The 26,896-nt window shown below is 60.1% G+C and carries 28 protein-coding genes and 5 tRNA genes; 20 read left to right on the top strand and 13 right to left on the bottom strand.

From position 1 onward, the window contains the following. Nucleotides 1-3: 3 nt before the first annotated feature. Nucleotides 4-1,233, bottom strand: a complete 1,230-nt coding sequence (locus ABGT65_RS02330; RefSeq protein ID WP_346699580.1) for a quinone-dependent dihydroorotate dehydrogenase — start codon at nt 1,231-1,233, stop codon at nt 4-6. Between the two features lie 228 nt (nt 1,234-1,461). Next, on the bottom strand, nt 1,462-2,457 hold the full coding sequence (locus tag ABGT65_RS02325) for a 4-phosphoerythronate dehydrogenase (protein WP_346699579.1): 996 nt from the start codon (nt 2,455-2,457) through the stop codon (nt 1,462-1,464). A gap of 89 nt (nt 2,458-2,546) precedes the next feature. Here ABGT65_RS02325 and ABGT65_RS02320 point away from each other — a divergent pair, with 89 nt between their 5' ends. The 4 genes from ABGT65_RS02320 to ABGT65_RS02305 all read left to right on the top strand — a co-directional run bounded on the left by ABGT65_RS02320 (nt 2,547) and on the right by ABGT65_RS02305 (nt 6,879). Further along, on the top strand, nt 2,547-3,599 hold the full coding sequence (locus ABGT65_RS02320; RefSeq protein ID WP_346699578.1) for an agmatinase family protein: 1,053 nt from the start codon (nt 2,547-2,549) through the stop codon (nt 3,597-3,599). Continuing rightward, nucleotides 3,600-4,982 carry a Na+/H+ antiporter NhaA gene (gene nhaA, locus ABGT65_RS02315; RefSeq protein ID WP_346699577.1) on the top strand — a complete coding sequence of 461 codons (1,383 nt, stop codon included), beginning with the start codon at nt 3,600-3,602 and terminating at the stop codon, nt 4,980-4,982. Continuing rightward, nucleotides 4,979-5,674: an FKBP-type peptidyl-prolyl cis-trans isomerase N-terminal domain-containing protein gene (locus ABGT65_RS02310; protein ID WP_346699576.1), complete on the top strand. Its 696-nt coding sequence runs from the start codon at nt 4,979-4,981 to the stop codon at nt 5,672-5,674. The genes nhaA and ABGT65_RS02310 overlap by 4 nt, the downstream gene beginning before the upstream one ends. A gap of 92 nt (nt 5,675-5,766) precedes the next feature. Next, nucleotides 5,767-6,879 carry an FKBP-type peptidyl-prolyl cis-trans isomerase N-terminal domain-containing protein gene (locus tag ABGT65_RS02305; protein WP_346699575.1) on the top strand — a complete coding sequence of 371 codons (1,113 nt, stop codon included), beginning with the start codon at nt 5,767-5,769 and terminating at the stop codon, nt 6,877-6,879. 138 nt (nt 6,880-7,017) lie between these two features. Here ABGT65_RS02305 and ABGT65_RS02300 read toward each other — a convergent pair whose 3' ends face one another. The 10 genes from ABGT65_RS02300 to hisG form a co-directional block, all read right to left on the bottom strand. After that, nucleotides 7,018-8,013, bottom strand: coding sequence for a transposase (locus ABGT65_RS02300; protein WP_149873922.1), 996 nt, complete (start codon nt 8,011-8,013; stop codon nt 7,018-7,020). Between the two features lie 302 nt (nt 8,014-8,315). Beyond that, a complete protein-coding gene (locus ABGT65_RS02295; protein ID WP_346699574.1) occupies nt 8,316-8,675 on the bottom strand; it encodes a DUF3127 domain-containing protein in 360 nt (119 codons plus the stop codon). Between the two features lie 296 nt (nt 8,676-8,971). Beyond that, nucleotides 8,972-9,592, bottom strand: coding sequence for a bifunctional phosphoribosyl-AMP cyclohydrolase/phosphoribosyl-ATP diphosphatase HisIE (gene hisIE / locus ABGT65_RS02290; protein WP_346699573.1), 621 nt, complete (start codon nt 9,590-9,592; stop codon nt 8,972-8,974). Nucleotides 9,593-9,630: 38 nt separating this feature from the next. After that, a complete protein-coding gene (gene hisF / locus ABGT65_RS02285) occupies nt 9,631-10,383 on the bottom strand; it encodes an imidazole glycerol phosphate synthase subunit HisF (RefSeq protein WP_346699572.1) in 753 nt (250 codons plus the stop codon). Further along, nucleotides 10,365-11,096: a 1-(5-phosphoribosyl)-5-[(5-phosphoribosylamino)methylideneamino]imidazole-4-carboxamide isomerase gene (hisA, locus tag ABGT65_RS02280; RefSeq protein WP_346699571.1), complete on the bottom strand. Its 732-nt coding sequence runs from the start codon at nt 11,094-11,096 to the stop codon at nt 10,365-10,367. Before hisA ends, hisF begins: the two co-directional genes overlap by 19 nt. Next, the gene (locus ABGT65_RS02275; protein WP_346699570.1) at nt 11,093-11,770 is read right to left on the bottom strand and encodes an imidazole glycerol phosphate synthase subunit HisH; all 678 of its coding nucleotides are present in this window, start codon (nt 11,768-11,770) and stop codon (nt 11,093-11,095) included. Before ABGT65_RS02275 ends, hisA begins: the two co-directional genes overlap by 4 nt. After that, on the bottom strand, nt 11,767-12,894 hold the full coding sequence (hisB, locus tag ABGT65_RS02270; RefSeq protein ID WP_346703042.1) for a bifunctional histidinol-phosphatase/imidazoleglycerol-phosphate dehydratase HisB: 1,128 nt from the start codon (nt 12,892-12,894) through the stop codon (nt 11,767-11,769). Before hisB ends, ABGT65_RS02275 begins: the two co-directional genes overlap by 4 nt. A 5-nt stretch (nt 12,895-12,899) precedes the next feature. Further along, nucleotides 12,900-13,934, bottom strand: a complete 1,035-nt coding sequence (hisC, locus tag ABGT65_RS02265) for a histidinol-phosphate transaminase (RefSeq protein ID WP_346699569.1) — start codon at nt 13,932-13,934, stop codon at nt 12,900-12,902. Between the two features lie 40 nt (nt 13,935-13,974). Then, nucleotides 13,975-15,288, bottom strand: coding sequence for a histidinol dehydrogenase (gene hisD, locus ABGT65_RS02260; protein WP_346699568.1), 1,314 nt, complete (start codon nt 15,286-15,288; stop codon nt 13,975-13,977). An 11-nt stretch (nt 15,289-15,299) separates the two neighbouring features. Beyond that, a complete protein-coding gene (gene hisG / locus ABGT65_RS02255; RefSeq protein WP_346699567.1) occupies nt 15,300-16,151 on the bottom strand; it encodes an ATP phosphoribosyltransferase in 852 nt (283 codons plus the stop codon). Nucleotides 16,152-16,551: 400 nt separating this feature from the next. Between hisG and ABGT65_RS02250 the strand changes: the two genes are divergently transcribed. Together ABGT65_RS02250 and ABGT65_RS02245 are read left to right on the top strand one after the other, a co-directional pair. After that, nucleotides 16,552-17,109, top strand: a complete 558-nt coding sequence (locus tag ABGT65_RS02250; protein WP_346699566.1) for a cupin domain-containing protein — start codon at nt 16,552-16,554, stop codon at nt 17,107-17,109. Nucleotides 17,110-17,114: 5 nt separating this feature from the next. After that, nucleotides 17,115-18,791, top strand: a complete 1,677-nt coding sequence (locus ABGT65_RS02245) for an AMP-binding protein (RefSeq protein ID WP_346699565.1) — start codon at nt 17,115-17,117, stop codon at nt 18,789-18,791. A gap of 130 nt (nt 18,792-18,921) precedes the next feature. Here the strand turns inward: ABGT65_RS02245 and ABGT65_RS02240 are convergent. Continuing rightward, nucleotides 18,922-18,995: transfer RNA gene (locus tag ABGT65_RS02240), tRNA-Ile, on the bottom strand. 172 nt (nt 18,996-19,167) lie between these two features. Here ABGT65_RS02240 and ABGT65_RS02235 point away from each other — a divergent pair. The 14 genes from ABGT65_RS02235 (at nt 19,168) to rplL (ending at nt 26,689) form a co-directional block, all read left to right on the top strand. Continuing rightward, complete coding sequence (locus tag ABGT65_RS02235; protein ID WP_087263064.1) at nt 19,168-19,437, top strand: type B 50S ribosomal protein L31; 270 nt, start codon at nt 19,168-19,170, stop codon at nt 19,435-19,437. A 159-nt stretch (nt 19,438-19,596) separates the two neighbouring features. Further along, the gene (locus ABGT65_RS02230) at nt 19,597-20,466 is read left to right on the top strand and encodes a hypothetical protein (protein WP_346699564.1); all 870 of its coding nucleotides are present in this window, start codon (nt 19,597-19,599) and stop codon (nt 20,464-20,466) included. A gap of 138 nt (nt 20,467-20,604) precedes the next feature. Continuing rightward, entirely contained in the window at nt 20,605-21,531 is a 927-nt protein-coding gene (locus ABGT65_RS02225; RefSeq protein WP_346699563.1) for a helix-turn-helix domain-containing protein, read from the top strand. Nucleotides 21,532-21,913: 382 nt separating this feature from the next. Next, nucleotides 21,914-21,987 (top strand) — tRNA-Thr (locus tag ABGT65_RS02220). Between the two features lie 71 nt (nt 21,988-22,058). Beyond that, nucleotides 22,059-22,141: transfer RNA gene (locus ABGT65_RS02215), tRNA-Tyr, on the top strand. A 100-nt stretch (nt 22,142-22,241) separates the two neighbouring features. Continuing rightward, a tRNA-Gly gene (locus ABGT65_RS02210) sits at nt 22,242-22,317 on the top strand. Nucleotides 22,318-22,450: 133 nt separating this feature from the next. Next, nucleotides 22,451-23,638 carry an elongation factor Tu gene (tuf, locus tag ABGT65_RS02205; protein ID WP_346699562.1) on the top strand — a complete coding sequence of 396 codons (1,188 nt, stop codon included), beginning with the start codon at nt 22,451-22,453 and terminating at the stop codon, nt 23,636-23,638. Nucleotides 23,639-23,690: 52 nt separating this feature from the next. Then, a tRNA-Trp gene (locus ABGT65_RS02200) sits at nt 23,691-23,764 on the top strand. Between the two features lie 20 nt (nt 23,765-23,784). Beyond that, the gene (gene secE, locus ABGT65_RS02195) at nt 23,785-23,982 is read left to right on the top strand and encodes a preprotein translocase subunit SecE (RefSeq protein WP_308501934.1); all 198 of its coding nucleotides are present in this window, start codon (nt 23,785-23,787) and stop codon (nt 23,980-23,982) included. Between the two features lie 16 nt (nt 23,983-23,998). After that, entirely contained in the window at nt 23,999-24,559 is a 561-nt protein-coding gene (nusG, locus tag ABGT65_RS02190; RefSeq protein ID WP_087263051.1) for a transcription termination/antitermination protein NusG, read from the top strand. A 16-nt stretch (nt 24,560-24,575) separates the two neighbouring features. Next, on the top strand, nt 24,576-25,016 hold the full coding sequence (gene rplK / locus ABGT65_RS02185) for a 50S ribosomal protein L11 (protein ID WP_346699561.1): 441 nt from the start codon (nt 24,576-24,578) through the stop codon (nt 25,014-25,016). A 12-nt stretch (nt 25,017-25,028) separates the two neighbouring features. Next, on the top strand, nt 25,029-25,727 hold the full coding sequence (gene rplA / locus ABGT65_RS02180; RefSeq protein ID WP_346699560.1) for a 50S ribosomal protein L1: 699 nt from the start codon (nt 25,029-25,031) through the stop codon (nt 25,725-25,727). Nucleotides 25,728-25,744: 17 nt separating this feature from the next. Then, on the top strand, nt 25,745-26,269 hold the full coding sequence (gene rplJ / locus ABGT65_RS02175; protein WP_346699559.1) for a 50S ribosomal protein L10: 525 nt from the start codon (nt 25,745-25,747) through the stop codon (nt 26,267-26,269). 42 nt (nt 26,270-26,311) lie between these two features. Continuing rightward, complete coding sequence (gene rplL, locus ABGT65_RS02170; protein ID WP_087263043.1) at nt 26,312-26,689, top strand: 50S ribosomal protein L7/L12; 378 nt, start codon at nt 26,312-26,314, stop codon at nt 26,687-26,689. The last annotated feature ends 207 nt before the right edge of the window (nt 26,690-26,896 follow it).

Here is a 26,896-nt window from a genome sequence, read left to right as displayed (position 1 = left end):
GATTTATGCCTGTTTTCCGGAGTGTTCCGGGGCGCTTCCCGCCGACATCCCGGCGGGTTCTCCGGAGGTTCCGGATGCTGTTTCCGGGGATTTTTCCGAATGTCCGGCGGGGGCCTCCGCCGCAATGGCTGAAGTTCCGGCGTTTCCGGCGTTTTCCGGAGCCTTTGCTTCGGTTTTTGCCGCCTCGGCCCGACGGCGCTCCTCATCGGCGATCAGGGCGCGGCAGATCTCGCCGACCAGCCCCGGGCCTTCGTAGATGTATCCGGTGTAGAGCTGTACGAGATCGGCGCCGGCGTCGAGCATCGCGCGCACGTCGTCGGGGGTCATCAGCCCGCCCACCCCGATGATGGGGAACGTCCCGCCCGAACGGGTGTGGATGCGCCGGACGATCTCCACGGCACGGCGCGTCAGCGGGGCACCTCCGAGGCGACCGTTTCCGATCTCTTCGAGGGCTTTGCGGCTGGTCTTCAGCCCCTCCCGGCAGTAGGTGCCGTTGGTGGCGACGATTCCGTCGAGCGGGGTTTCGAGGAGGATGTCGGCCACGCGGTCGACCACCTCGTCGGGCATGTCGGGCGATACCTTGAGCATGACGGGCCGGTACTGGTTCTGCCCGCGGCGGAAGTCGAACAGGGGTTCGAGGATGCGGAGGATCTGTTCCCGGGTATGGGTCGACCCGTCGCGGCAGGCGTTGTCGCAGCTGATGTTTACGGTGAAGTAGTCCGCGTACTGGTAGAGATTGCGGAAGAGTTTCAGGTAGTCGGCCGGGGCATTCTCGACGGGCGTTGCGGTGTTTTTCCCGATGTTGCAGCCGACGATTACGCCCTCATGGGGCTTGCGCAGATGGCGGATCGAGGTTTCGAGTCCGCGGTTTGCGAGTCCGATGCGGTGGATGATGGCGCGGTCCTTGGGGAGCCGGAAGACGCGGGGCCGGGGGTTTCCCGACTGGGGCTGCGGGGTGATGGTTCCGATCTCCACGAATCCGAAGCCCATTGCCGCCAGTTCCCGAAAAGCCTCGCCGTTGCGGTCGAATCCGGCTGCGACGCCCACGGGATTGGCGAAACGGATGCCGAAAACCTCGCGTTCGAGGGCGGGGTGTTCCACGGCGTAGCATTTGTGCAGCAGCCAGCGCCCCCCGGGGATCAGTCCGATGACACGCAGCAGGAGGATGACGGCCCGGTGTGCCCGCTCGATGGAGAGCGAGAAGAGCAAGGGCTTTATGATCTTACGGTACATATTCGCGCGCAAAGATAATGAAAAAAAGCCAATTGTGTACTTTTTGCCGTTCGGAGGGTCCGGACCTGCCGCAGGACCGGGCCTGCAGATTCGTCCCGCGGTGTTTTCGGCTTCTTTGCGCTTCCGGTTTTTGCGATCCCGGCACCTCTGCGGTTCCGGCGGCTGACCCACCCGGTTTTCTGGTGGTTCCGGCTTTGCGGCGGTCTCGGTGGCTGCCCCCCCCCTCCTCTAAAAATATTCGCGGCGGTATTCGTAGTGGTCGCGCAGGGCCTCGAAGCGGGAGACGTCCGCCTTCAGCCGACGGCTTTCGGCCTCGATGTCGTAGACCTCCGGAATGGTTCTGCAAAGCTCCAGCCACGAAATCGGATGCGGTACGGAGGGGGTCACTTCGGAGGGGTACCACCCGTCGAGCGGCAGCCCGAAATGGCGGCTCAGCGCCGCTACCGCGAGGGCCGTGGCATTGGCTTTCCCCTGCAGGGAGTACCCGGCGATGTGGGGGGTTGCGAGGAGGGCTCGGTCGAGCAGCACGGGATTGAGGGCGGGTTCATGCTCCCAGACGTCGAGCACCCATTGCAGCGGGCTTCGGAGCAGGGCCTCTCCGTCGACGACCTCCCCGCGCGAGGAGTTGATAATGACGGCTCCGGGCTTCATCTTCCGGAAGAGACGCTCGCAGGCCATGTGGCGGGTCGAGTCGTCGAGCGGGGTGTGGAGGGTGAGCAGGTCGGCCTCCCGGGCCACGGCGTCGAGCGGGAGGAACCCGCAGTGCTCGCGCTCCTCGCGCGGGGGGTCGCAGCAGAGAACGCGGAAACCCCACGCTTCGGCATAACTTTTGATGAGCGATCCGACGTGTCCGACCCCGATGATTCCCAAGGTTCGTTCCTCGGGCCTCCAGCCCTGGGTGCGGGAGAGGCGGGCGAGCACGGCGGCAACCCACTGCAGCACGCCGCGGGCGTTGCATCCGGCGGCCGTGGCCACCTCGATGTCGTTCCGGGAGCACCAGTCGAGGTCGATGTGGTCGAATCCGATGGTCGCCGTGGCGATCATCCGCACGCGGGAGCCCTCCAGAAGCCGCTTGTCGCAGCGCGTCCGGGTCCGGGTCACCAGCGCATCGGCCTCGCGGACGTCGTCGCGGGCGATTTCCCGCCCGGGGAGATAGCGCACCTCGGCGAAGGGTTCGAGAACCCCTTTTAGAAAAGGAATGGCATTATCGGCTACAATCTTCATGATATTCGGAACGATCCCGCCGTTATAATCTGCGGACGGATGCGCAAATATAGGTAAAAATTAGTACCTTTGTCTTTCAAAAGCTCGCTATGGAACAGAAAACCTTCGACCCGGATGGCGTGGGTGTGGCCACCGGAACCTATTTCGGCCTGCCGTTCGAACCCGAGACCTCGGAACTGGTGCTGATCTCGGCGCCGTGGGACGTGACGGTCTCCTACGGGGCGGGAACGGCCTATGCCCCGGATGCGATCATCGAGGCGTCGACGCAGCTGGATTTCCACGATCCCCTGGCCCCGGGTGTCTGGCGCCGGGGTATCGCCACGGCCGACGTGGACTATACGCTGCTGGAGCTTTCGCAGCGCCTGCGGAGCGATGCCGAACGGGTGATCGACCACCTCGAAGGGGGCGGAAGCCTCGATGACGACCATGTGGTGCGGAAGGTCCGCCGGGTGAACGAAGGGAGCCGGACCCTGAACGCCAACATCGAGGCCCAGGCCGCCCGGTGGCTCGATGCGGGGAAGATCGTGGGGCTGGTCGGCGGCGACCATTCGACGCCCTACGGCCTGATCCGGGCCCTGGGAGCCCGCCACGCCTCGTTCGGGATCCTGCACATCGATGCCCACTGCGATCTGCGCGAAGCCTACGAGGGTTTCGAATACTCCCATGCCTCGATCATGTACAACGTGCTGCGCGACATCCCGCAGGTGACGCGCCTGGTGCAGGTCGCTGTCCGGGACTTCAGCGCCACGGAGGCTGCGCTGGCCGCCTCGTCGGAGCGAATCGAGACCTTCGACGACCTGTCGCTGTCCGGGGGGCGGTTCCGGGGCGAGACGTGGGATGCGCAGTGCCGGGAGATCGTCGAACGGCTTCCGGAGGAGGTCTACGTGAGTTTCGACATCGACGGCCTGACGCTCGAGAACTGCCCCCATACGGGAACCCCGGTGTGCGGGGGGCTGGGATTCAACGAGGCGATCTGGCTGCTCGACACGCTGGCGCGTTCGGGCCGCCGGATCATAGGGTTCGATATCGTGGAGGTCGCTCCGTCCCCGGAGGGGCGCATCGACGCCATTGCGGGAGCCCGCATGTTGTGGAAGCTGTGCGGCCTGACCCTCAAATCCAATAATCAACAAAATCAGAAATAGATGCGGCTCTTTTCCATGTACCGTTGGGTACGCGGTCGACACGCACTCGGCCTTCGCGGACGCAACTTCATCGAGGCCCCCTGGGCGGGAGGTGTTGTTCTGGTCGTCTGCGTCCTTATCGCCATGTTGCTGGCGAACCTTCCAGCGACGAAAGGCTACTACCACGATCTGCTCGAAACGGACCTTTCGCTGATCATCCGCTCCCCGCAGGGGCTGATCGACTGGGTTTTCCCGCGCGGAATGGACGTCGAGACGTTCGTCAACGACTGCCTGATGGTGATCTTCTTCTTCACGGTGGGTCTCGAAATCAAGCGTGAGGTCGTCAACGGACAGCTTTCGAGCGTGCGCCGGGCGATCCTTCCGGTGCTGGCCGCAGCGGGCGGAATGCTGGCCCCGGCCGTGATCTTCACGCTGTTCAACTACGGGACGGCGGCTGCCAACGGATGGGGAATCCCCACGGCCACCGACATCGCATTTGCCATCGGCATCATGTCGATCCTCGGCGACCGGGTCCCGGTTTCGTTGAAAATATTCCTTACGGCCCTGGCCGTGGCGGATGACCTGGGGGCGATTCTGGTCATCGCGCTCTTCTACGGCGGGAAGGTGCAGCTGGATCTGCTGCTGCTGGCCGTGGCCATCATGGTGGTGGTCTATTTCATGAACAGGATGGGCGAGAAGCGGATGATCTTCTACCTGGTCCCCGCCATCGTGGTCTGGAGCCTGTTCTACTATTCGGGCGTCCATTCGACGATCTCGGGCGTGGCCATGGCGATGCTCATCCCGATGGAGCCCCGCTACAGCAAGGAGTACTATACACACAAGATGGACTGGCTGAAGGCGCGGCTGCTGCAGGCCGGGAACGAGGAGTCCTTCCCCAACGAGGAGCAGCGTTTTTACCTGCGCCGGATGTCCCACCTGACGGCGAATTCGATCGGCATGAGCTACCGCCTTGAAAATGCCCTGTCGCCGTATGTGACGTTCCTGATCCTGCCGATTTTCGCGCTGGCGAATGCCGGGGTGGAGATCACCTCGCTGGAGTACATCAACATTTTCCACTACTCGGCGGAGATCGGATCGGTGGGCATGGGCGTCTTCTTCGGACTGCTGATCGGCAAGCCGCTGGGGATTTTCCTGGCAAGCTGGGCTGCGGTCCGTTCGGGGCTGGCCGAGATGCCTGCGGGTGCCAACTGGCGGATGCTCTTTGCCGTGGCGTGCCTGGGAGGTATCGGTTTCACGATGTCGCTGTTCGTGGATTCGCTGGCCTATACGGATCCGGACCTGATCGACCGGGGCAAGATCGCCATTCTGATGGGTTCGGTGGCTGCCGCAATCTTCGGAGGCCTCCTGATTCTGTTCATTTCGCGTAAGAACCAAAAAGCATGAAACGAATTCTTTTGTTTGCGGCGGCCGTGTTGGCCGTCGGCTGTTCGAAGAAGTCGACGAACGGCGTGAAACTGAAATCCGACCTCGATTCGGTGGCGTATGTCATCGGCATGAATGTGGGTCTGAACCTGCAGCGTATGGATTCGACGCTCAACGTGGCGGCGGTCTGCGAGGGGATTCGGGACATTTTCGAGGGAGACCCGCGCATGACGGTCGAGGCGGCGGAGACCTTCTACCTGAGCTACGTGAACTACGCGCTCCCGGAGAAAGCCCGGGCCTACGAGGAGCAGTTCCTGGCCGACATTGCGAAGTCGAACCGTTCGTATGCACGGACCTCTTCGGGCGTGACCTACACGGTCGAGGAGGTCGGGGACCAGGACCGGATCCCGACGTCGGACCGGGACAGCGTGGTGCTGCGCTGGGTGATCCGCACGGCCGATGGAAAGGATATCGTCTCCTCCTATGAGCAGGGCGATACGGTGCGGTCGGCGCTCCGGAATCTGAACCGCGGCGTGCAGGAGAGTTTGAAGCTGATCGGTGCGGGGGGCAGGATCCAGGCGTGGATGCCCGCCGACATGGCCTACGGTGCCGAGGGGGACGAGGCGCTGGGCATCGGCCCGAATGCCACGCTTTACTACGAGATCGAGTTGCTGGATGTGGATAAATACGCGAATCGGTTCCGCCGCAGATAATTTACGTGGATAAAATCGACCGATCATACAATATTTTACTATCTTTGTGCGTACGAAACAAAGGCAAACATCAAAACAATAGTCAAACGATCATGAAAAAAGTCTTTTTTGTTGCAGCACTTGCGGGTGCGGCACTGCTCGCCTCCTGCGGGGGCAACAAGACCGGAGTTCAGATGGGCAGCCTGTCGAAATTCGACTCGCTGTCGTATGCGCTGGGCGCGAACATCGGTTACGGGATCAACTACGAGATGAAGGATATTCCGTTCGACTTCAAGGCCGTGGACGAGGGTATCCGGGAAGGCGCCCTGGGCAAGGCTTCGCAGCCGCACGAGGATGCGCTGAAGATGCTGCAGGAATATTTCATGTCGAAGCGCGGGATGCGCGCTCAGGCCATCGCCAAGAAGCGTGCCGAGGCGGACAGCATCCGTCTTGCAGGGGGTGATTCCACGAAGGTGGAGTATCCGGCCGCCGATCCGGAGATGTTCGAGTCGGAGGAGGAGCGCACCGACCTGTCGTATGCCTTCGGCAGCGACATCGGCTACAACATTGCCCAGAGCGGTATGCCGATCCAGCTGGTTTGGATTGTCGAGGCGATGCAGAACGTCCGCGACAACAACGCCAAGATGAATGAGGATGCCGTGAACCAGTACCTGCAGTACTACTTCATGATAAAGCGCCCCGCAGAGAACGCTGCCGCTTCGAAGGCCTGGCTGGAGAAGATCGAGAAGAAATCGGGCGTGAAGAAGACCGAATCGGGCCTGCTCTACAAGGTGAACAACATGGGCGATACGACGGTGATGGCCAAGGATCCGCGCGACGTGGTGAAGGTCCACTATACGGGCCGCACCCGTGAGGGCAAGGTTTTCGATACGTCGAAATTCGCAAACCGCACGAAGGAGCAGCAGGAGATGCTCAAGCAGCGCCGTCCGGACGACTACGACAAGGACGAGCCTGTGGAATTCCCGCTGAACCGCGTCATCCCGGGCTGGACCGAGGGTATGCAGCTCGTGGGCAAGGGCGGAACGATCACGCTGTGGATCCCCTCCGACCTGGCTTACGGCCCGCGCGGTGCCGGTCGTGACATCGGCCCGAACGAGGCGCTGGAGTTCGAGGTCGAGTTGATCGACGTGACTCCGTATGAGGAGCCGGCGCCTGCCGATTCGACGGCAACGGCCGAGACGCCTGCCGTAGAACCCGCGAAATAGTTTCTACTTCGCTCCTCCCGTGAGGAAGGGGGCATGGAAAGCCCGACGTATTCGATACGTCGGGCTTTCTGTTGGGTAATGATGCCAAAAGTGGTTGGTGTCGTATTGGATCAAATGACCAGAATTGTACGATTCTGGTCATTTGCGTTTCTTAATAATTCCATCATTGCTGTTCAGGAAAAGATACCACTTTACAAAGTCCTTAAAATGTTGTTCCGAGAGTCCACGATGGATTCTTAAATTATCCTTCAAGTGACCGAAGAACGACTCAATAGAATTTGAAGATTTAGGTACATTAGGGTATCGCGTGTATGAAAACAGATCGGGTATGGCACGCTTGATATGCGAGACACTTCGATGCAGCATCTTATGCGTAAACCACCATCTTCCCGACAGCTCATCTACGGTTTTTTCATTGATAAATGGTTCGTGTCGCCGATACCAGTCAATAAAAGCCCGTATCCATAACTGTGCCTCATCATGTGTTTGTACTCCATTTAACAAGTGCACCAGTTCGAGGAGTTCCTGTGCCGCTACGGTCTGTGGTTTGCGTGTAATCCACGTCTCTATCTCTCGCGCTACATGTACCGTACAACGCTGCAAGATCGCCTCCGGACACACTTCCCGCACCGCTTTTATGATATTGGGAGATCCATCACAGGTGACACTCTCAATTTGAATGCCGACATCGCGTATAGCCGTTAGGTCTGCTTTCAAATCCCGCAGCGTTTCACTCCTGGTTATGCGATAGAGGAGGGTCATCTTGATGTTGTGATCCCGATATACAACCAGACAAATCTTATTTGAGAAGTAGGTGCCGTCGATCAGAAGATTTACCTTCTCGCGTCGCTGTATCTGCCATAAAGGGCACTGGGGCAAGAGCCGATAGAAGTATCTTTTTAGGGTGCGTTCGCTGTATCCGCTCTCACTCGCAAGGTCACAAATACGCTGTTTACCGCGAACCCAACGCGCGAACCATATAAACTTGTTTTTATCGGAAATCCAGTCTCGACGATCCGTAAAATAGCTGCCACAATTCTTACAATAATAGCGGCTGCAACCGCTACGAGTACCCCATTTTATTGTCTCTAAAAAGCCACAATGAGGACAGCGTATTTTTCGTTTTTTTGACATAAAAATAGAGATTAGTAGAAACCCGTTTCTACTAATCTCTATTTTATCCTTATAACTACCAAATATTATGTCGGTTACATTTTATACCACCAACCACTTTTGGCATCATTACCTTCTGTTGTGAGGAGAGGAACCCCAACGGCTTCCCTGCTTCACCTCACCCCCCCCCTCCCTCCGCCCTGATGCGTGGCGATTGAACCCCGGCCCGCTCCCTCCGGACGCTTCAGGGATATAAAAAACGGCAGCCCGTCATAAAGCGGGTTGCCGTTTTGGGTTGGTTGCCCCCCCCTCCACTCCGGACTTTAGAAGGGAAGGTCGTCGGCCTCCTGAGCGGGTGTATAGGCCGGCTCCTCGACGATGGGCGGCAGATCCGGTATCGGAGCTGCAGCCTCCTGCTGCTTGGGCTGAATGCGCCAGGCGCGAATATCGGTGTACCAGCGGCCGTTGTACTCCCGCGACTCGATGTTCACCGAGACGTGGTAGGCGGCGCCCTCCTTCAGTCGGGCTACGTCGTCGGGCTTGTTGAAGAAGGTGACGCAGATCTTGCGCGTGAACGACCCTTCGTTCATCTCGAAAACGACATCCTGACGCTGCCATTCCCCTCGGGCCGAAGTGCCCTTCGTGACCGGCATTATCTTGTAGACGGTTCCTTCGAATTCCATAATGATGTATTGTTTTGGTTTCTATGCGATTAACGGCTTGTCTCCGGGGCGGGCGGCCCGTTTCCCGCCGCGCTCCGGCGGCCATTCGTTGCAAAGATAGCATTAATTTACACAAAAACGGACGTTCCGGCGGCAAAACTTGCAGGTTTTCACAGGCGGAATGTCCGTTTTACGCGATTCCGGGGGACCGTACAGCGGGCCATGCGGCCTCCGGGATTGTGGCGGGGTCTCGAGGGCTGCTTCAGCCCCTCCCTTGCCCTTCTCTTGCCCTTTTCCGGCCTCTTCCGGCCCGGGGGTCAGGAGTGACGGCGGGCCAGTTCGCGTTCGAGGTCGGCAATCGTGCAGCCGGTGGCTTCGAGCAGCACGAGCAGGTGGTAGATGAGGTCCGAAGCCTCGTAAATCATGGCGTCGCGGTTCCCGGCCACGGCTTCGATAACCGTCTCGACGGCCTCTTCGCCGACCTTCTGGGCGATCTTGTTCACGCCGCGCGTGAAGAGTTTCGAGGTGTAGGAGCCTTCGGGCATCTCGGCGTGGCGCCCCTGGATGACGCTCTGCAGGTAACGGATGAAGCCTTCGGTCTCGGGCACGGCCTCTCCGAAGCAGGTTTTCGATCCGGTGTGGCAGGTGGGGCCGTGGGGGATGACCCGCACGAGGAGCGTGTCGGCATCGCAGTCGGCGGCCACCGAAACGATGTCGAGCCAGTGGCCGCTGGTCTCGCCCTTGGTCCAGAGGCATTGCCGCGAACGGCTGTAGAAGGTGACGCGCCCTTCGGCGAGGCTCTTTTCGTAGGCCTCGCGGTTCATGTAGCCCAGCATCAGCACCTGCAGGGTGCGGGCATCCTGAATGACGGCCGGAACAAGTCCGTCGGGGAGTTTTTCGAGGTTGAGTTCCGAGAACGGAACGGCTTGGATTTTCATGGGATTTTCGTGTTTTTCGTATTTTTTATCGGTTTGCTTTAAAGTCGGACGGGGATGCCCCGTTGGTTCAACGCTCGCTTCAGGACGGGGATCGGGATTTCGTCGTAATGGAAGATGCTGGCGGCCAGGGCGGCATCGGCCCGTCCGCGGGTGAGGACCTCGGCGATGTGGTCCACGGTCCCGGCACCGCCCGAGGCGATGATCGGCACGGGCAGCCCGGCCAGCCGCGCGAAGGTCTCGCAAGGGTAGCCGTTTTTCGTGCCGTCGTGGTCCATCGAGGTGAAGAGGATCTCCCCGGCGCCGCGCTCGACGGTCTCCCGGGCCCACGTGAAGAGTTCGCGGTCGGTGGGGCGTTTGCCGCCATGGGTCGTGACAACCCAGCGGCCGTCGACCTGCCGGGCGTCGATCGCCGCCACGATGAATTGCGAACCGTATTTGGCCGCAATGGCGTCGATCAGCGACGGGTTGCGCACGGCGGCGCTGTTGACCGTCACCTTGTCGGCCCCGGCGTCGAGCAGCCGCCCGGCATCCTCCACCGAGGAGATGCCGCCCCCGACGGTGAAGGGGATGTCGATGCGGGCCGCGATGCGGGTGACCAGACCGGTGAAGGTCCGGCGCCCCTCCTCCGAGGCGCTGATGTCGAGGTAGACCAGTTCGTCGGCCCCCTGTGCGGCGTACTTCGCGCCCAGCTCCACGGGGTCGCCGACCTGCCGCAGCCCCTCGAAGTGGATTCCCTTGACGGTCTGACCGTCGCGGATGTCCAGGCAGGGAATTATCCGTTTTGCAAGCATCGTTCGAGTTCTTCAAGGGTGATACGTCCTTCGTAGAGCGCCTTGCCGACGATGACGCTCCGCAGACCTTTTTCGTCGAGCCGGAGGATGTCCTCCAGCGACGAGATTCCGCCGCTGACGGTGATTTCGACCGTCGGGAACTGCTGCTGCAGGGCGGCATAGAACTCCGCCGAGGGGCCGCAGAGCATGCCGTCACGTGAAATATCGGTGCAGATAACCTGCGCAACACCTTGTGGCAGGAACTCTTCGATCAGCTCGGCGGCGCTTGTCGAGGCGGTTTCGAGCCACCCCTGCACGGCCACCTTTCCGTCGCGGATGTCGGCCCCGAGGATCAGCCGTTCGGGCCCGAACTCCGTGAGCCATTGGGCGAAAAGCTCCGGATGGCGCACGGCGATGCTGCCGCAGATGGCCCGCCGAGCCCCGGCATTGAAGACGCTGTCGAGGGCTTCGCGGCTCTTGATGCCGCCGCCGTACTGCACTTCGAGCGAGGTGCGTGTCGCCACGCGCTCCAGGACCCGGAGATTCCGCGGTTCGGAGGCCTTCGCGCCGTCGAGGTCGACCATGTGCAGGCGGCGGATCCCCGCCTGCTCGAAGCGTAGGGCCGCATCGAGCGGATCGCGGTAGTAGGTCTTCCGGCTGGCGTAGTCGCCCTGCGTCAGCCGCACGCACTGGCCGTCGATCAGGTCCGTAGCCGGTATAATCGTGATATTCATGGTTGGAGTTTTAAAAAATTACCGATTATTGTCGCTCCCGCCGCGCCGCTCTTCTCCGGGTGGAACTGTGTGCCGTAGAAGTTGTCACGCGCCAGCGCCGCACTGAACTGCCGCCCGTACTCCGTCGTGGCGGCCGTCGCCGTGCAGAGGTCCGCCGCATAGGAGTGCACGTAGTAGACGTAGCTCTCCTCCGGAAGCCCCGAGAAGAGCGACGTGCGCAATGCCGTGACCGTATTCCATCCCACATGGGGCACTTTCAGCCGGGATGCGGCCGGCGTGCCCTCCGGAGCGGCGGTGCGGCTGTCCGCGTCGGGAAGTTCCGGATGCCCGCCGCAAACGGATGCAAATTCCGGATCGGCGTCGAGGCGGCGCACCCGCGTGGGGAAGATCCCCAGGCATTCGGCGTCGCCCTCCTCGCTCGAAAGGCACATGAGCTGCATCCCGATGCAGATCCCCAGAACGGGGCACGTGAGCGCCGGGATCACGCTGTCCAGACCCCGCTCCCGCAGCTTCGCCATGGCGCTTGACGCTTCGCCCACACCCGGGAGGATCACCCGGTCGGCGGCGCGCAGCACGGCCGGGGCGGCTGTGAGCGTGAACTCCGCTCCGGCCCGCCGGAGCGCATCGGCAACCGAGCGCAGGTTGCCCGTATCGTAATCGACAACGGCTATCATAGGACTCCTTTGCTGCTGGGTATGTCGTATCCGAAGCCTTGCCGCTGTACGGCCATGCGCAGCGCCCGGGCGAAGGCCTTGAAGATCGCTTCGGCCTTGTGGTGGTCGTTCTCGCCCCGGGCCGCGATCTGCAGGTTGCAGCGCGCGGCGCAGCACAGCGACTGGAAGAAGTGGCGGAACAGTTCCGTAGGGACGTCGCCCACCCGTTCGCGGCGGAATTCCGCCTCCCACTCGAAGTCGATCCGGCCCCCGAAGTCGAGCAGCACCAGCGCCCGGCAGTCGTCCATCGGCAGCGCGAAGCCGTAGCGGGCGATCCCGGCCTTCGAGCCCAGCGCCCGGTCGATGGCTTCGCCCAGCGTGATGGCCACGTCCTCCACGGTGTGGTGTTCGTCGATGTCGAGGTCGCCGTGCGCCTCCACCGCCAGCGAGACCCCGCCGTGGTGGGCGATCTGCGAGAGCATGTGGTCCAGGAAGCGCAGGCCCGTCGAGATGCGGTCGTTGAAGTCGCCCCGGCCGTCGAGGTCCAGTTGTACGCGGATCTGCGTCTCGCGCGTGTTGCGCTGCACCTCCACGCGCCGCTCCCCGCGGCGGATGAACTCCGCAATCTCCGCCCACGAGTCGGTCGCCAGCACGCAGGTCTCTGCAACCCCCGCCTCCTCCGCCATCCGCCGGCCCTCCTCCGCCGGGCGGAGCAGGATGCCCCGCGCCCCGAGGTTGCGGGCCAGCTGGAGGTCCGTCACGCGGTCGCCGATGACGTAGCTTCCGGAGAGGTCGTATGCCCCGTTCAGGTAGCGGGTAAACATCCCCGTGCGGGGTTTGCGCGTCGGGGCGTTGTCGCGCTCGAAGGTGCGGTCGATGAGTGCGTCGTCGAAGCGGATGCCTTCGCCGCCGAGCGTCGCAAGCATCTTTTCGTGCGCCGGCCAGAAGGTCGCCTCCGGGAAGGAGCCGGTCCCCAGGCCGTCCTGGTTCGTAGCCAGCACCAACTCGAAATCCAGTCCCGCGAGGGCCTTGAGTCCCGAGATGGCGCCCGGAACGAACGTCAGCTTGTCGAGGCTGTCGATCTGTTCGTCGGCCGGTTCCGTGATGATCGTGCCGTCGCGGTCGATGAAGAGGGCTTTTTTCAGCGTGTTCATGGGCGGAAGTTTTGGACGGTTTGCAACAGAAGGTCGTTCTCCTCCGGGCGGCCGATCGTCATGCGAAGGCATCCGGCGCAGCCCGGGATCCGCGAGCGGTTGCGGACGATCACCCCCGCGGCGATCAGCGTGTCGTAGAGCCGGTCGGGCGCCGCCGTGCGCACCAGCAGGAAGTTCGCATCCGAAGGGTAGACCCGTTCCACGGCCGGGCAGGCGGCAAGGGCCTGCGCCATGCGCTCACGCTCGGAGCGCAGCTCGGCAACCTGCGGCGCGATGTCCGTCGAGAGGCGTTCGGCAACGATCCGCTGCGTGGGGCCGTTGATGTTGTAGGGATACTTCACCCGCGCGAAGAGCTCCGCAACGGGTTCCGCGGCGAAGGCCATGCCGAGGCGGATCCCCGCCATGCCCCACGCCTTCGAGAAGGTTTGCAGGATGATCAGGTTCGGAAATTCGTCGAGGCGACGGAGAAAGCCCGGCTCCGCGGCGAAGTCGATATAGGCTTCGTCCAGGACCACCATCCCCGCGAATTCGCGCAGCAGCCGTTCGATCTCCCCGGTCGGGAAGGCGTTGCCCGTGGGGTTGTTCGGCGAGCAGAGCCACAGCAGTTTCGTATGTTCGTCGGCTGCCGCCAGCAGCGCGTCGGTCGGCAGCGAGAAGTCGGCGCCCAGCGCCACCTCGCGCATCTCCACGTCGTTCGTGTCGGCCGCCACGCGGTACATGCCGTAGGTCGGGGCAATCGAAACCGCGTTGTCCCGGCCCGGACGGCAGAAGATCCGGTAGGCCAGGTCGATCGCCTCGTCGCTGCCGTTGCCGAGGAAAATCCGGCCCTCGCGCACCCCCTTCAGCGCGGCGATCCGCCGCTTCAGCTCCCGCTGGTGCGGATCAGGGTAGCGGTTCAGCCCGTTGTCGTAGGGGTTTTCGTTGGCGTCGAGCCACGTCGTGATCTCCCCGCCGGCGTACTCGTCGCGCGCCGTGGAGTAGGGTTTCAGGGCCCGGATGTTCGGCCGGACCAGCTCTTCAAGGGATTTCATGGGTCGTTTGTTGTCTGCGTTGTGAAATCATGCGGAGGGCTTATTCGGCCTCCGAAGACGTGGCGCCGGAGGCCTCCAGACGAAGCCGTACCGCCGCGGCGTGGCCGTCCAGCCCCTCGGCCTCGGCCATCGTCTCGATGGTCGGCGCAAGCCCCGCGAGACCCTCGCGCGTCAGCTCCTGGAAGGTGATCTTCCGCAGGAACGAATCGATGTTCACCCCGCTGTACGAGCGGGCCCAGCCGCCCGTCGGCAACGTGTGGTTCGTCCCCGAGGCGTAGTCCCCGGCACTCTCCGGCGACCACGGCCCGATGAAGACGCTCCCGGCATCGGTGATCTGCGCGGCGGCTTCCCACGGCTCATCCATCGAGAGGATCAGGTGTTCCGGGGCGTAGGCGTTCGAGAAGGCGATCCGCTCGTCGCGGTCGTTCAGGATGATGATCCGGCTCTGCTGCAACGCCTCGCGAATGATCTCCCCGCGGCGCCGCGCCCGCAACTGCTCCTCGACGGCCCGCTGCGTGGCAAGGGCGAACTCCATCGAGGCGCAGACCAGCACCGCCTGGCTGTCCCCGTCGTGCTCGGCCTGAGAAAGCAGGTCCGCGGCGGCAAATGCCGGAGATGCTCCGTCGTCGGCCAGCACCAGCACTTCCGAAGGCCCCGCCGGAAGGTCCACCGCCACGACGTTCGCGCCGGTCAGCTGCTTGGCTTTCGTGACGTAGCGGTTCCCCGGCCCGAAGATCTTGTCCACGCGCGGGATGCTCTCCGTACCGTAGGCCATCGCCGCGACGGCCTGTGCCCCGCCCACGGCAAAGACGCGGTCCACACCGCACAACCATGCGGCATGGCGGATCTCCGGGGCGATCGTGCCGTCGGGGCGCGCCGGGGTGCAGAGAATCACCTCCCGACAGCCCGCCACCCGCGCCGGAACGGCCAGCATCAGCACCGTCGAGAAGAGCGGCGCCTTTCCGCCCGGGATGTAGAGCCCCACGCGCCGGATCGGTACCGCCCGCTGGAGGCACGTCACCCCCGGCTGCGTCTCCGTCCGCACCTCGCCCGGAAGCTGCGCCCGGTGGAAAGCCTCGATATTCGCCTTCGCCGCAGCCAGTGCCTCCTTCAGTTCGGGGGAGAGTTCCTTTTCGGCCGCCTGCAGCTCCCCGGCCGGAACCTCCTGCCGGTCCGGCGTGCGGCCCTCGATGCGTTGCGTGATCGCACGCAGCGCACGGTCGCCCCCGCTGCGCACTTCGTCGAGAATCGCCGCAACCTGTTCGGTGATCTCCTCCTCGCGGCGCGTACAGCGCTCGGTCAGGGCCGCCCATTCGACCCGGGCCGGATTATTGTAAATGGTCAGTCGTTCCATCGTTCGTCGTTTTAGCGGATCATGTTTTCCAGATTCAGGACCAGGATGCCTTCCGCACCGATCTCCTTCAGCCGTTCGATGCGCTCCCAGAGCTGCTCCTGCGCAATGACGGCGTGGATCGAACACCACCCCTCCTGCGCCAGCGGCAGAACCGTCGGGCTCCGCATCCCCGGCAGGATCCGGATCGCCTCCTGCAACCGCTCCTTCGGGAGGTTCATCAGCACGTATTTCATCCCCCGGCTCTCCAGGATCGAGTTCAGCCGGAAGGTCAGCTGCCCGACCTCCCGCCGCTTCCCGGCATCCAGACCCGGGTGCGCGATCAGCACCGCCTCCGAGAAGAAGACCTTCTCGACCTCCACCAGTCCGTTCGAGATGAGCGTCCCGCCCGACGACACGATGTCGAAAATCGCATCCGACATCCCCACCGCCGGGGCAATCTCCACCGAACCCTCGATCCGGTGGATCTCAGCCTCGATCTCCCGCTCGGCGAAGTAGCGCGTCAGGATGTTCGGGTAGGAGGTCGCAATGCGCTTGCCCCGGAAAAACTCCGGACCCGGGTACTCCGTGCCCTTCGGGACCGCCAGCGAAATGCGGCAACCCCCGAACCCGAGGTCCATGAGCTGCTCCACCGGATAACCCTTCTCCGCTACCTCGTTCAGCCCCACGATCCCCAGATCCGCAACGCCCATCGAAACCGCCTGCGGAATGTCGTCGTCGCGCAGGTACAGCACCTCCAGCGGAAAACCTTCGGCCTGCGAGATCAGCTTGCGCTTGCTCTCGGCGACCTGGATGCCCGCCTCCGCAAGCAGGCTCGTACTCTGTTCATTCAATCGGCCCTTGGCCTGAATCGCTATTCTCAGCATCTCTATTCTGTTTTTTGGTTGTCGTTCCCTTTGCGGAAACTCTCCCTTGCGGTCGCGCCAAACAAAAAGCCCACCCCGCAAGGGGTGAGCTTCATGTTTGTCGGTATGCTTGTCCGTTTTCCCTCCTGTCCATACATGATCGTCTACCCCTCGGTGAAGTGGCTGCGGTGATGATGGATATGGTTGAAAATCGTCATCTCTTCGTTTCGTTGGGGACAAATATAGCCTTTTTCCGCCGAAATGCAAAATATCAGGGCGTTTTTTTGACTCGATGGGCCCGGAAAATCGCCCGCCCGGAACTTTTAGAGCCCTTTTTCCGAAGTTTTGAAAAATTTTTCGTATATTTACGGCCAATCGCCGCATGGTTAGGGCGGCGGTCTCACCTCTAAACGAAAAAAATATGTGCGACGATCCCATTCTCTCGATCGCAACCCGATTGCGCGGGCTGCGCGAAGTCCTCGATTTATCCGAACAGGAGGTGGCCGACAGCTGTCATATCTCCCTCGAACAGTATCGGGAACTCGAAAGCGGCAAGGCCGATATTTCGGTCAATCTCCTGCAGACCATCTCCCGCCACTACGGCATCAGCCTCGACGTGCTGATGTTCGGCGAGGAACCCCGCATGAACTCCTACTTCATTACCCGCGCCGGGAAGGGCGTCTCCGTCGAACGCCGCAAGGCCTACAAGTACGAAGCCCTCGCCGCGGGATTCCGCGACCGCCGCATCGATCCCTTCATCGTGACCGTGGAACCCGCGCCCGACGATGCCCCCATGCACCTCAACATGCACCCCGGACAGGAGATGAACTATGTCCTCGAAGGGCGCCTGCTCATCGAACTCAACGGAAAACAGATCGAACTCGAACCCGGAGACAGCCTCTATTTCGACTCCGGACTCCCGCACGGCATGAAGGCACTCGATGGTAAAACGGTCCGTTTTCTGGCCATAATATTATAAGAGGTATGGATCTTGTCTCCCGATTCCTGACCCGGACCGACTTCTCCTCGCAGGAGGAGTTCCGGCAGCACCTGCATATCCGGGTGCCCGAGCATTTCAATTTCGCCTATGACGTCATGGACGTCTATGCCTCCGAACAGCCCGACCGGCTGGCCATGCTCTGGACCGACGACAAGGGGCGTGAAGAGCGCTTCTCCTTCGCCGACCTGAAGCGCCAGAGCGACCGGACGGCCTCCTATTTCCGAAGCCTCGGCATCGGAAAGGGCGACCCCGTGATGCTGATCCTCAAGCGCCGCTATGAATTCTGGTTCTCGGTGCTGGCCCTCCACAAACTCGGCGCCGTGGTGATCCCCGCCACCCACCTGCTTACCAGGAAGGATGTCGTCTACCGCTGCAATATCGCGTCGATCAAGGCCATCGTCGTGGCCGGAGATCAGGTCATCACCGACCACGTCGCCGCCGCCATGCCCGAAAGCCCCACGGTCAAGGCCCTGGTCAGCGTAGGACCCGAGGTCCCCGAAGGATTCCTCGACTTCCACCGCGGAATCGAGGCCGCGGAGCCTTTCGTGCGACCCGAACACGCGAACGAAAACGACGACATCATGCTCATGTACTTCACTTCGGGAACCACCGGCGAACCCAAGATGGTGGCGCATGACTTCACCTATCCCCTCGGCCATATCGTTACCGCCCGCTACTGGCACAACCTCCACGAGGGAAGCCTCCACCTGACGATCGCCGATACGGGCTGGGCCAAGGCCGCCTGGGGAAAACTCTACGGGCAGTGGATCGCCGGAGCCACGCTCTTCGTCTACGACCACGAGAAGTTCACCCCTGCGGAGATCCTCCGCAAGATCGGACAGTACCGCATCACCTCGCTCTGCGCCCCTCCGACGATCTACCGGTTCATGATCCGCGAGGACCTCTCGAAGTTCGACCTCTCGTCTCTGGAGTACTGCACGACGGCCGGGGAGGCGCTCAACGGTTCGGTTTACGACACCTTCCTCGCCCAGACCGGAATCCGCCTCATGGAGGGATTCGGGCAGACCGAAACCACCCTGACGCTCGGAACCTTCCCCTGGATGGAGCCCAAGCCCGGCAGCATGGGCGTACCCAATCCCCAGTATCGGATCGACCTGCTGACCCCCGACGGACGTCCGGCCGAGGATGGAGAGCAGGGGCAGATCGTCGTCCGTACCGACGGCGGGAAACCCGTCGGTCTGTTCAAGGAGTACTATCTCGATGAAAACCGCACGCGCGAGGCCTGGCATGACGGCGTTTACTATACGGGCGACGTGGCCTGGCGCGACGAGGACGGATACTACTGGTTCGTGGGGCGTGCCGACGACGTGATCAAGAGCTCGGGCTACCGGATCGGCCCCTTCGAGGTCGAAAGCGCCCTGATGACCCATCCAGCCGTCGTCGAGTGCGCCATCACCGGCGTGCCGGACGAAATCCGCGGGCAGGTCGTCAAGGCGACGATCGTCCTTGCAGCCGCATACCGCGACCGGGCCGATGCCGCACTGGTCAAGGAGTTGCAGGACCATGTCAAGCGAATTACCGCCCCCTACAAGTATCCGCGCGTGATCGAGTTTGTCGAGTCGCTGCCCAAGACCATCAGCGGCAAGATCCGTCGCAAGGAGATCCGCAGCGACGATGCCGCCAAAAAGTCAGGAAACTGATTCCCGGCAGCCTGCGGGACGGGCGGCTCCCCAGGGCCGAACGTTTCGCCGGAACGGGTTGCACGGGCCCGACGGGATGCCTGTCACACACGAAAAAGGGACCCTCCTTTTCAGGAAGGTCCCTTTTCCGTGGGCCCAGAGGGGCATGATCCCACGACCTTCGGATTATGAGTCCGCTGCTCTGACCAACTGAGCTATGGGCCCCAAATACCGCACCCCCGTGCGGCTTCGTGAGCGCAAAGATAAGAAAACAATCCGTATTCCGCAAACGTCAAAATCAACGAAAAAGGAAAATTTTACCCTTCCCCCTTGTTTCTTGCAAATAAATTCGTACCTTTGTCCCCGCCAAAAGCATGAATCAAAAACACAAACACAAATGAAAAAGGGTATTCATCCGGAAAATTATCGTTTGGTGGCCTTCAAGGACATGTCCAATGACCACGTGTTTTTGTGTCGGTCCGCCGTTTCGACAAAAGAAACCATCGAAGTGAACGGCGAAACCTATCCCGTGTATAAGATGGAAATCTCCAACACCTCGCACCCGTTCTATACGGGCAAGATGAAGCTGGTAGACACCGCCGGTCGCGTCGATAAGTTTATGAGCCGATACGCAAAACGCTACGACAAGAAGAACGCCAACAAGTAAACCGTCGCATCGGCGTCGATGAGTTACGGACTGCACATAGCGTGCGGTCCGTCTTTTTTTTACGGACTCCTGCACAAATCCGGTACAAAATCGCCGTTTTATGCCTATCTTTGCCCCCGAAGGCAAATAGAAACAGAATCCGCTAAAACTCAAATGCTTATGAAATCCGCTATCCTGCAGTCGATGGCCGCGGCCGCAATCGCCGCGCTTGCCTTTACCTCCTGCGTCAGCAGGCAGTCCGCCGTGCGCGTCGAAAACCAGCGGGACTCCCTGGCCGTCGTGGTCGGCGAAAAGGATTCGCTCATCCACCTCATCTTCGACGACATCAACGCCATCTCGGAAAATCTCGCCATGATCAAGTCCCGGGAAAACCTCATCACCGTCGCCGGTGAGTCCGAAGGCGGTCGCCGCCCCGTCGAGGAGATCAACAACGATATTGCCGCCATCGACCGGCTCCTGCAGGAAAACAAAGCCAAAATCGCCTCCCTGCAGCGTTCCGCCTCCCTGCTGCGCAAGGCAAACCTCCGCATCGACGGCCTCGAAAAGATGATCGCCGATCTGAACCGGCAGCTCGCAGACAAAAAGTCCGAAGTGGATCGGTTGCGCGAAAACCTCGCACAGATGGGCCTCCGGGTCGAATCCCTTGCCGAAGAGGTCGCCCAAAGCAGCGCCCGGATCGAGGACCTCAGCTCCGAAAAGGTCGAACTCCAAAACCAGCTCCATACCGTGTATTACATCGTCGGATCCGAAAAGGAGCTGCGGAACGCCCAGATCATCAACAAACAGGGATTCATCGGCCGGACCCTCACCGTCGGCGCTACGGGGAATCTCGACAGCTTCACCGCGGCCGATTCGCGCCTGCTCGCCGAAATCCCCGTCGGGCACAAACGGGTGACGGTCGTGTCGTCACACCCCGAGGACTCCTACGAACTGGCCGCCAGTGCCGATAAAACCGTCGAAAAACTCCGCATTACGGACCCCGCCCGCTTCTGGGAATCCTCGAAGATCCTGATCATCTCCTACAAGTGACAATTCCGGGGCGGGGCCACCCCCCCCCTCCGAAAATGGTCGCCCGGTCTCCCGGGCGGCTTTTTTTTGTATCCCGGCGACCCTTTCGTTGCCTTTTCGGGATTTTATTCATACCTTTGTTCAAACTTTCACATGTGTATGGATTCTCAACCCAAACCGCAGTTTGAGGAGTCGGCTTTGAAAGAGTGTTGTTCTGCGGATTGTAGTAGTTGTCCTACCTTCCCGGCGCCGTTCCGGCGCATTGGAGACTCCTCGTACTGCCGATTCTCCCAACTCTCATTGGCCGCCGGAGAGGGGCTCTCCTTCCCGGCCGGTCACGTCGTCCGTATCCTGTTCGTCCTCTCCGGATCCCTGAGGATCGAACACAACGCCGATAACCGCACCGGTATTGCCCGCCTTGCCACCTCGAAACAGTGCGTCTGTCTCGACCGAAACGGGTCGTTCGTCGCTACGGCGCAGGATGCCGATACCCGGGTCGTCGTGCTATCTCTTATCCTCCGGGTCGAGTTCTGCTGTCAGGACCTGCTCGACAGAAGTGACGATTACGATTCGCAGATCCCCGTCGAGACGCTCCCCATGCTCTCGATGCACCCCTTTGTCGAGCAGCTGATCTCCTCGTGTTTCATGGTCCCGCAGATGTCCGATTGCGTCCGCTATCACCGCATGAAGGCTTCCGAACTCTTCATGATGATCAAGCTGCTCTACACCCCGACCGAACAAGCCTATTTCTTTCAGACCATAATGCAGCCCCGGGACAACTTCCGCGTCTTCGTCTGCAACAATTACGACCGGGTGCAGAGTGTGGCCGGTCTCGCCGCTTTGGCCGGAATGAGCCTCTCGGTCTTCAAACGCCGGTTCGCCGAACATTTCCATGACAGTGTCTACCACTGGATGCTGCAGCAGAAGGCCCGGAAAATCCTCGCCGATATTCGCGACGGTGAGGACAGCACCAAGGCGTTGATGGACAAATACGGATTCCGCCACTATACGCAGTTCAGCCGTTTCTGCAAGAATTACCTGCATGCGACTCCCGCCCGGTTGATCCATTCGGCTCGCAAGCAGTAGGGGTTTCGTCCTGAGCGATTGGATGTGTGGGTCCGGCCGGTGGGGCGGATCCGCTTTTTTTGAGAGAGGGGGGGGGAGAAGGAGAGGAGGCAAGAAGGGAAGAGGAGGAGGAGAAGGGGGGGGGTGATGAGTTGGTGAAAACCGGTGAAAACGCCACCTCGGTCCGTCCCGTGACGGTTGTGGCTCCGAATGATGATATTTTTTGCGGAACCTGTTGCGTTATCCAAAACTTTTCCTATCTTTGCACCCGATTTCGCCCCTGAAGTCTCGACGATCGGGCGCCGTTCTTTGAGAAGAGTGAAAAAATGAAAAATTTATCCCGCTTTTATTTGGCCGATAAATTTTTTATGCCTACTTTTGCAATCCAAAACGGTGAATAATTGCCGATGTAGCTCAGTTGGCCAGAGCAGCTGATTTGTAATCAGCTGGTCGTGGGTTCGAATCCCTCCATCGGCTCGGATGCCGACCCCGGGGTCACTCGGACAACTGATGCGGTCGGCGCCGTGGATCGAAAGATCCTCAAAAACGGGAAGTTACCAGAGTGGCCAAATGGGGCAGACTGTAAATCTGCTGGCGTACGCCTTCGGTGGTTCGAATCCATCACTTCCCACTGAAAACCGGTCGGAACGGCAAAATGCGAAGCCCCGGATCGTTAATCCCTTCCCCGCGCTTCCCACGAACAGGCACTCACTCCGATACGGTATGTTTTTGCGGAAGTAGCTCAGTTGATAGAGCATCAGCCTTCCAAGCTGAGGGTCGCGAGTTTGAGCCTCGTCTTCCGCTCCAACGCACGCAGCGTGTGATACAAAAACTCCGGTTCCAAGACCGGAGATTTGTGTCGCCCGCTTGTCTTGCGGATTGAAACGAATGGATTTTAAAACTTGGAAGTAGTTTTTAACAATACTTAATATTTAATACTATGGCAAAAGAAAAATTCGACCGGTCGAAACCGCACGTAAACATCGGTACCATCGGTCACGTTGACCACGGTAAGACCACCCTTACCGCTGCTATCACGACCGTTCTGGCTAAGCAGGGTCTTTCGGAGCTCCGTTCCTTCGACTCCATCGACAACGCTCCCGAGGAGAAAGAGCGCGGTATCACGATCAACACCGCCCATGTCGAGTATCAGACGGCCAACCGCCACTACGCTCACGTAGACTGCCCGGGACACGCCGACTATGTGAAGAACATGGTTACCGGTGCCGCTCAGATGGACGGTGCCATCCTGGTTGTTGCCGCTACCGACGGTCCGATGCCCCAGACCAACGAGCACGTGCTGCTCGCCCGTCAGGTGAACGTGCCGAAGATCGTCGTGTTCCTGAACAAGTGCGACATGGTAGACGACCCCGAAATGCTCGACCTGGTCGAGATGGAGGTCCGCGACCTGCTCTCGAAGTACGACTACGACGGTGACAACGCTCCCGTGATCCGCGGTTCCGCCCTCGGCGCCCTCAATGGCGAGGCCAAGTGGGAGGAGAAGGTCATGGAACTCATGGATGCCGTAGATACCTATATCCCCCTGCCGCAGCGCGACAACGAGAAGCCCTTCCTGATGCCTATCGAGGACGTCTTCTCGATCACCGGCCGTGGTACCGTCGTAACGGGCCGTATCGAGACCGGTATCATCCACGTGGGTGATCCCGTCGAGATCATCGGTCTGGAGGAGAAGACCCTGACTTCGACCTGCACCGGCGTCGAGATGTTCCGCAAACTGCTCGATGAGGGTGAGGCCGGCGACAACGTAGGTCTGCTGCTCCGTGGTATCGACAAGAAGGAGGTTAAGCGTGGTATGGTCGTTGCCAAGCCCGGTTCGATCACCCCGCACACCGAGTTCGAGGCCGAGGTCTACATCCTGAAGAAAGAGGAGGGTGGCCGTCACACGCCGTTCCACAACAACTATCGTCCCCAGTTCTATCTGCGTACGATGGACGTAACCGGTGAGGTTCACCTGCCCGCAGGCGTCGACATGGTAATGCCCGGCGACCACGTGACCATCACCGTGAAGCTGATCTACCCGGTAGCCCTGAACGAGGGTCTGCGTTTCGCAATCCGCGAGGGTGGCCGTACGGTAGGTGCCGGTCAGATCCTCAAGATCGTGAAATAAGGTCTGATCAACCCAATACCCCGAGGCGGTGTTCCGCACACCGCCTCTTTTCAGGAGCATAGTTCAAGGGTAGAATAGCGGTCTCCAAAACCGTTGATGGGAGTTCGAATCTCTCTGCTCCTGCCAAAGCAAAAGTTTAAGGTATTATGTTCAACTACTTTAAAGAGTCCTACAACGAGCTTGTCAACAAGGTGACGTGGCCCACGTTCCCGCAGCTCCAAAGCTCTACGATCGTCGTGATGGTGGCTTCGGTCATCTTCGCCATTGTCGTCCTGGCTATGGACCTTACGTTCGAGAACCTCATGGCCGTCATCTACAAGACCCTGGGTAATCTCGGGCGATAATTGTCTGTCGTGAGAAATGAGCGAAATTAAAAAACAGTGGTATGTAGTCCGGGCTATCGGCGGAAAGGAGGCTAAGGTCAAAGAGTACATCGAAGCCGAAGTCCGCCACAACCACCTCGAAGACTACATCTCCCAGGTGCTGATCCCCACCGAAAAGGTCTATACCATCCGCAACGGCAAGAAAGTTTCCAAAGAGAAGGTTTCTTACCCCGGTTATGTCCTGGTGGAGGCGGCTTTCGTAGGACAGATCCCCATTCTGATTCGGAATACTCCCAATGTGCTGGGTTTCCTCGGCGATACCAAAGAGGACAGCCGCAAGATGATCGCTACACCTCTCCGTCCACAGGAGGTCGCGCGCATCCTCGGCCGCGTCGATGAAATGAACGCCATGGAGGAGGAAAACGAAATACCTTTCTTTGTCGGCGAGACCGTCAAGGTTACGGACGGTCCTTTCTCGAGCTTCCAAGGTACTATCGAGGCAGTCGACAACGAGCGCAAGAAACTCACGGTATCGGTGAAGATATTCGGGCGCAAAACTCCTATGGAGTTGGGTTTCACTCAAGTAGAAAAAGAATAATTAACCAAGGAAAACTATGGCAAAAGAGGTTGCTGCATTTATTAAATTGCAGATCAAAGGTGGTGCCGCCAATCCTTCGCCCCCGGTTGGTCCCGCGTTGGGTTCCAAGGGAGTCAATATCATGGACTTCTGCAAGCAATTCAACGCCCGTACCCAGGACAAGGCGGGTAAGGTTCTTCCGGTCATCATCACCGTCTACAGCGACAAGTCCTTCGAGTTCGTTGTAAAACAGCCGCCCGTAGCAATCCAGCTCAAGGAAGCAGCAAAAGTACAGAGCGGTTCCGCTCAGCCCAACCGCAGCAAGGTCGGTCAGGTGACGTGGGACCAAATCCGGGAAATCGCCCAGGACAAAATGTCCGACATGAACTGCTTCACCCTGGAGTCCGCTATGCGCATGGTAGCCGGTACGGCCCGCAGTATGGGTATCAGTGTCGTCGGTGAATTTCCTAACTTGTAATGACAGAAGAAGATGAGTAAGTTGACAAAGAATCAAAAGATCGCCTACGCCAAGGTGGAAGCCGGAAAGGCTTACAAACTTTCGGAGGCTGCCGCTCTTCTGAAGGAAATTACGTTCACGAAATTCGACGCTTCCGTTGATATTGACGTACGTCTGGGCGTCGACCCCCGCAAGGCCAATCAGATGGTCCGCGGTGTCGTTACGCTCCCCCACGGTACGGGTAAAACCGTCCGCGTCCTGGTGCTCTGCACCCCCGAGAAAGAGGCCGAAGCAAAAGCTGCCGGTGCTGATTTCGTCGGACTGGACGAGTTCGTCGACAAAATCAAGGGCGGTTGGACCGACGTCGATGTGATTATCTGTACCCCCAACGTGATGGGCAAGGTCGGTGCCCTGGGCCGTATCCTCGGTCCCCGCGGCCTGATGCCGAACCCCAAAACCGGTACGGTAACCATGGAGGTCGGCAAGGCCGTGACCGAAGTCAAGGCCGGTAAGATCGACTTCAAGGTCGACAAGTTCGGTATCATCCACACGACGGTGGGTAAGGTGTCGTTCACTGCAGAGCAGATCGTTGACAATGCCAGGGAGGTGCTCAGCACGATCATCAAACTCAAACCCGCTGCCGCCAAAGGTTCTTATGTGAAGAGTATCTACCTCTCGACCACCATGAGTCCCGGTGTGCAGATCGATGCCAAATCAGTAGAAACCAAATAACAGGAGGATAACAGAAGATGACTAAGGAAGAAAAACTGGTTGTAATCAACAGCCTCGCCGAGCAGCTCCAGGCTTATCCTCACTTCTACATCGCCGATATTGCTACGCTCAACGCCGAGCAGACCGCTGCCCTGCGCCGCAAGTGCTTCGAAAGCGATGTCAAACTGGTGGTCGTCAAGAACACCCTCCTGGGCAAAGCCCTCGAAAAGGTGGATAAGGCCGACGCTGATCTGGTAAAAGTTCTGGAGGGTCCCACCTCGATCATGTTCGCCAACGTGGCCAAAGCCCCCGCGGTGTTGATCAAGGAGTTCCGCAAGAAATCCGACAAACCCGTTCTCAAGGCAGCTTTCGCCGAGGGTTGCGTCTATGTCGGAGACAACCAACTGGACACCCTCTGCAACATCAAGAGCAAGGAGGAACTCATCGCAGACGTTATCGCTCTGCTGCAGTCCCCGGCCAAGAATGTTATTTCCGCACTGCAGGCTAATGCAGGCCAAAAGATTGCGGGCCTCGTGAAGACGCTCGAATCGAGAAACAACTAATTCACAAACAAGAATCTAAAACAAATTAATAAGCTTACAATTATGGCAGACGTAAAGAAACTCGCTGAAGAACTGGTAAACCTGAAGGTTACCGAGGTTAACGAACTCGCTCAGATCCTCAAGGAGGAGTATGGCATTGAGCCGGCTGCTGCCGCTGTCGCTGTCGCAGCTCCCGCTGCAGGTGCCGGTGAGGCCGCTGCCGCCGAGAAATCGACGTTCGATGTGATCCTGAAGAACGCCGGCCAGGCCAAACTCCAGGTTATCAAGGCTGTGAAGGATATCGCCGGCCTCTCGCTCGGTGATGCCAAGGCTCTCGTTGACGGTGCGCCCAAGGCTGTGAAAGAGGGCGTTTCCAAGGAGGAGGCTGAGCAGATCAAAGGCCAGCTCGAAGAGGCAGGTGCTGAAGTTGAGCTCAAGTAGCATTGCTGCTTAAGCCGCGATAAATCACGAACAGGTATAGGGCTTACCACGGTGTAGGCTCTATGCCTTTTCTTGGTCTAAAGACTGGAAGTGCCGAGCAGGAGCTGTGTCCGGTCTTTGGCGGATGAATGCTCCCCGGGCGCGGTTTGCCTTTTTGCGGGAGCATTGCCGGGATTATTACCCCCGGACATTTTGGGGCCGGAACCC

The sequence above is a fragment of the uncultured Alistipes sp. genome (assembly GCF_963931675.1).
In the GTDB taxonomy this organism is placed as follows: Bacteria; Bacteroidota; Bacteroidia; order Bacteroidales; family Rikenellaceae; genus Alistipes.
Note: the sequence above shows the minus strand (reverse complement) of the source record. Positions and strands in the feature narration are given on the sequence as shown.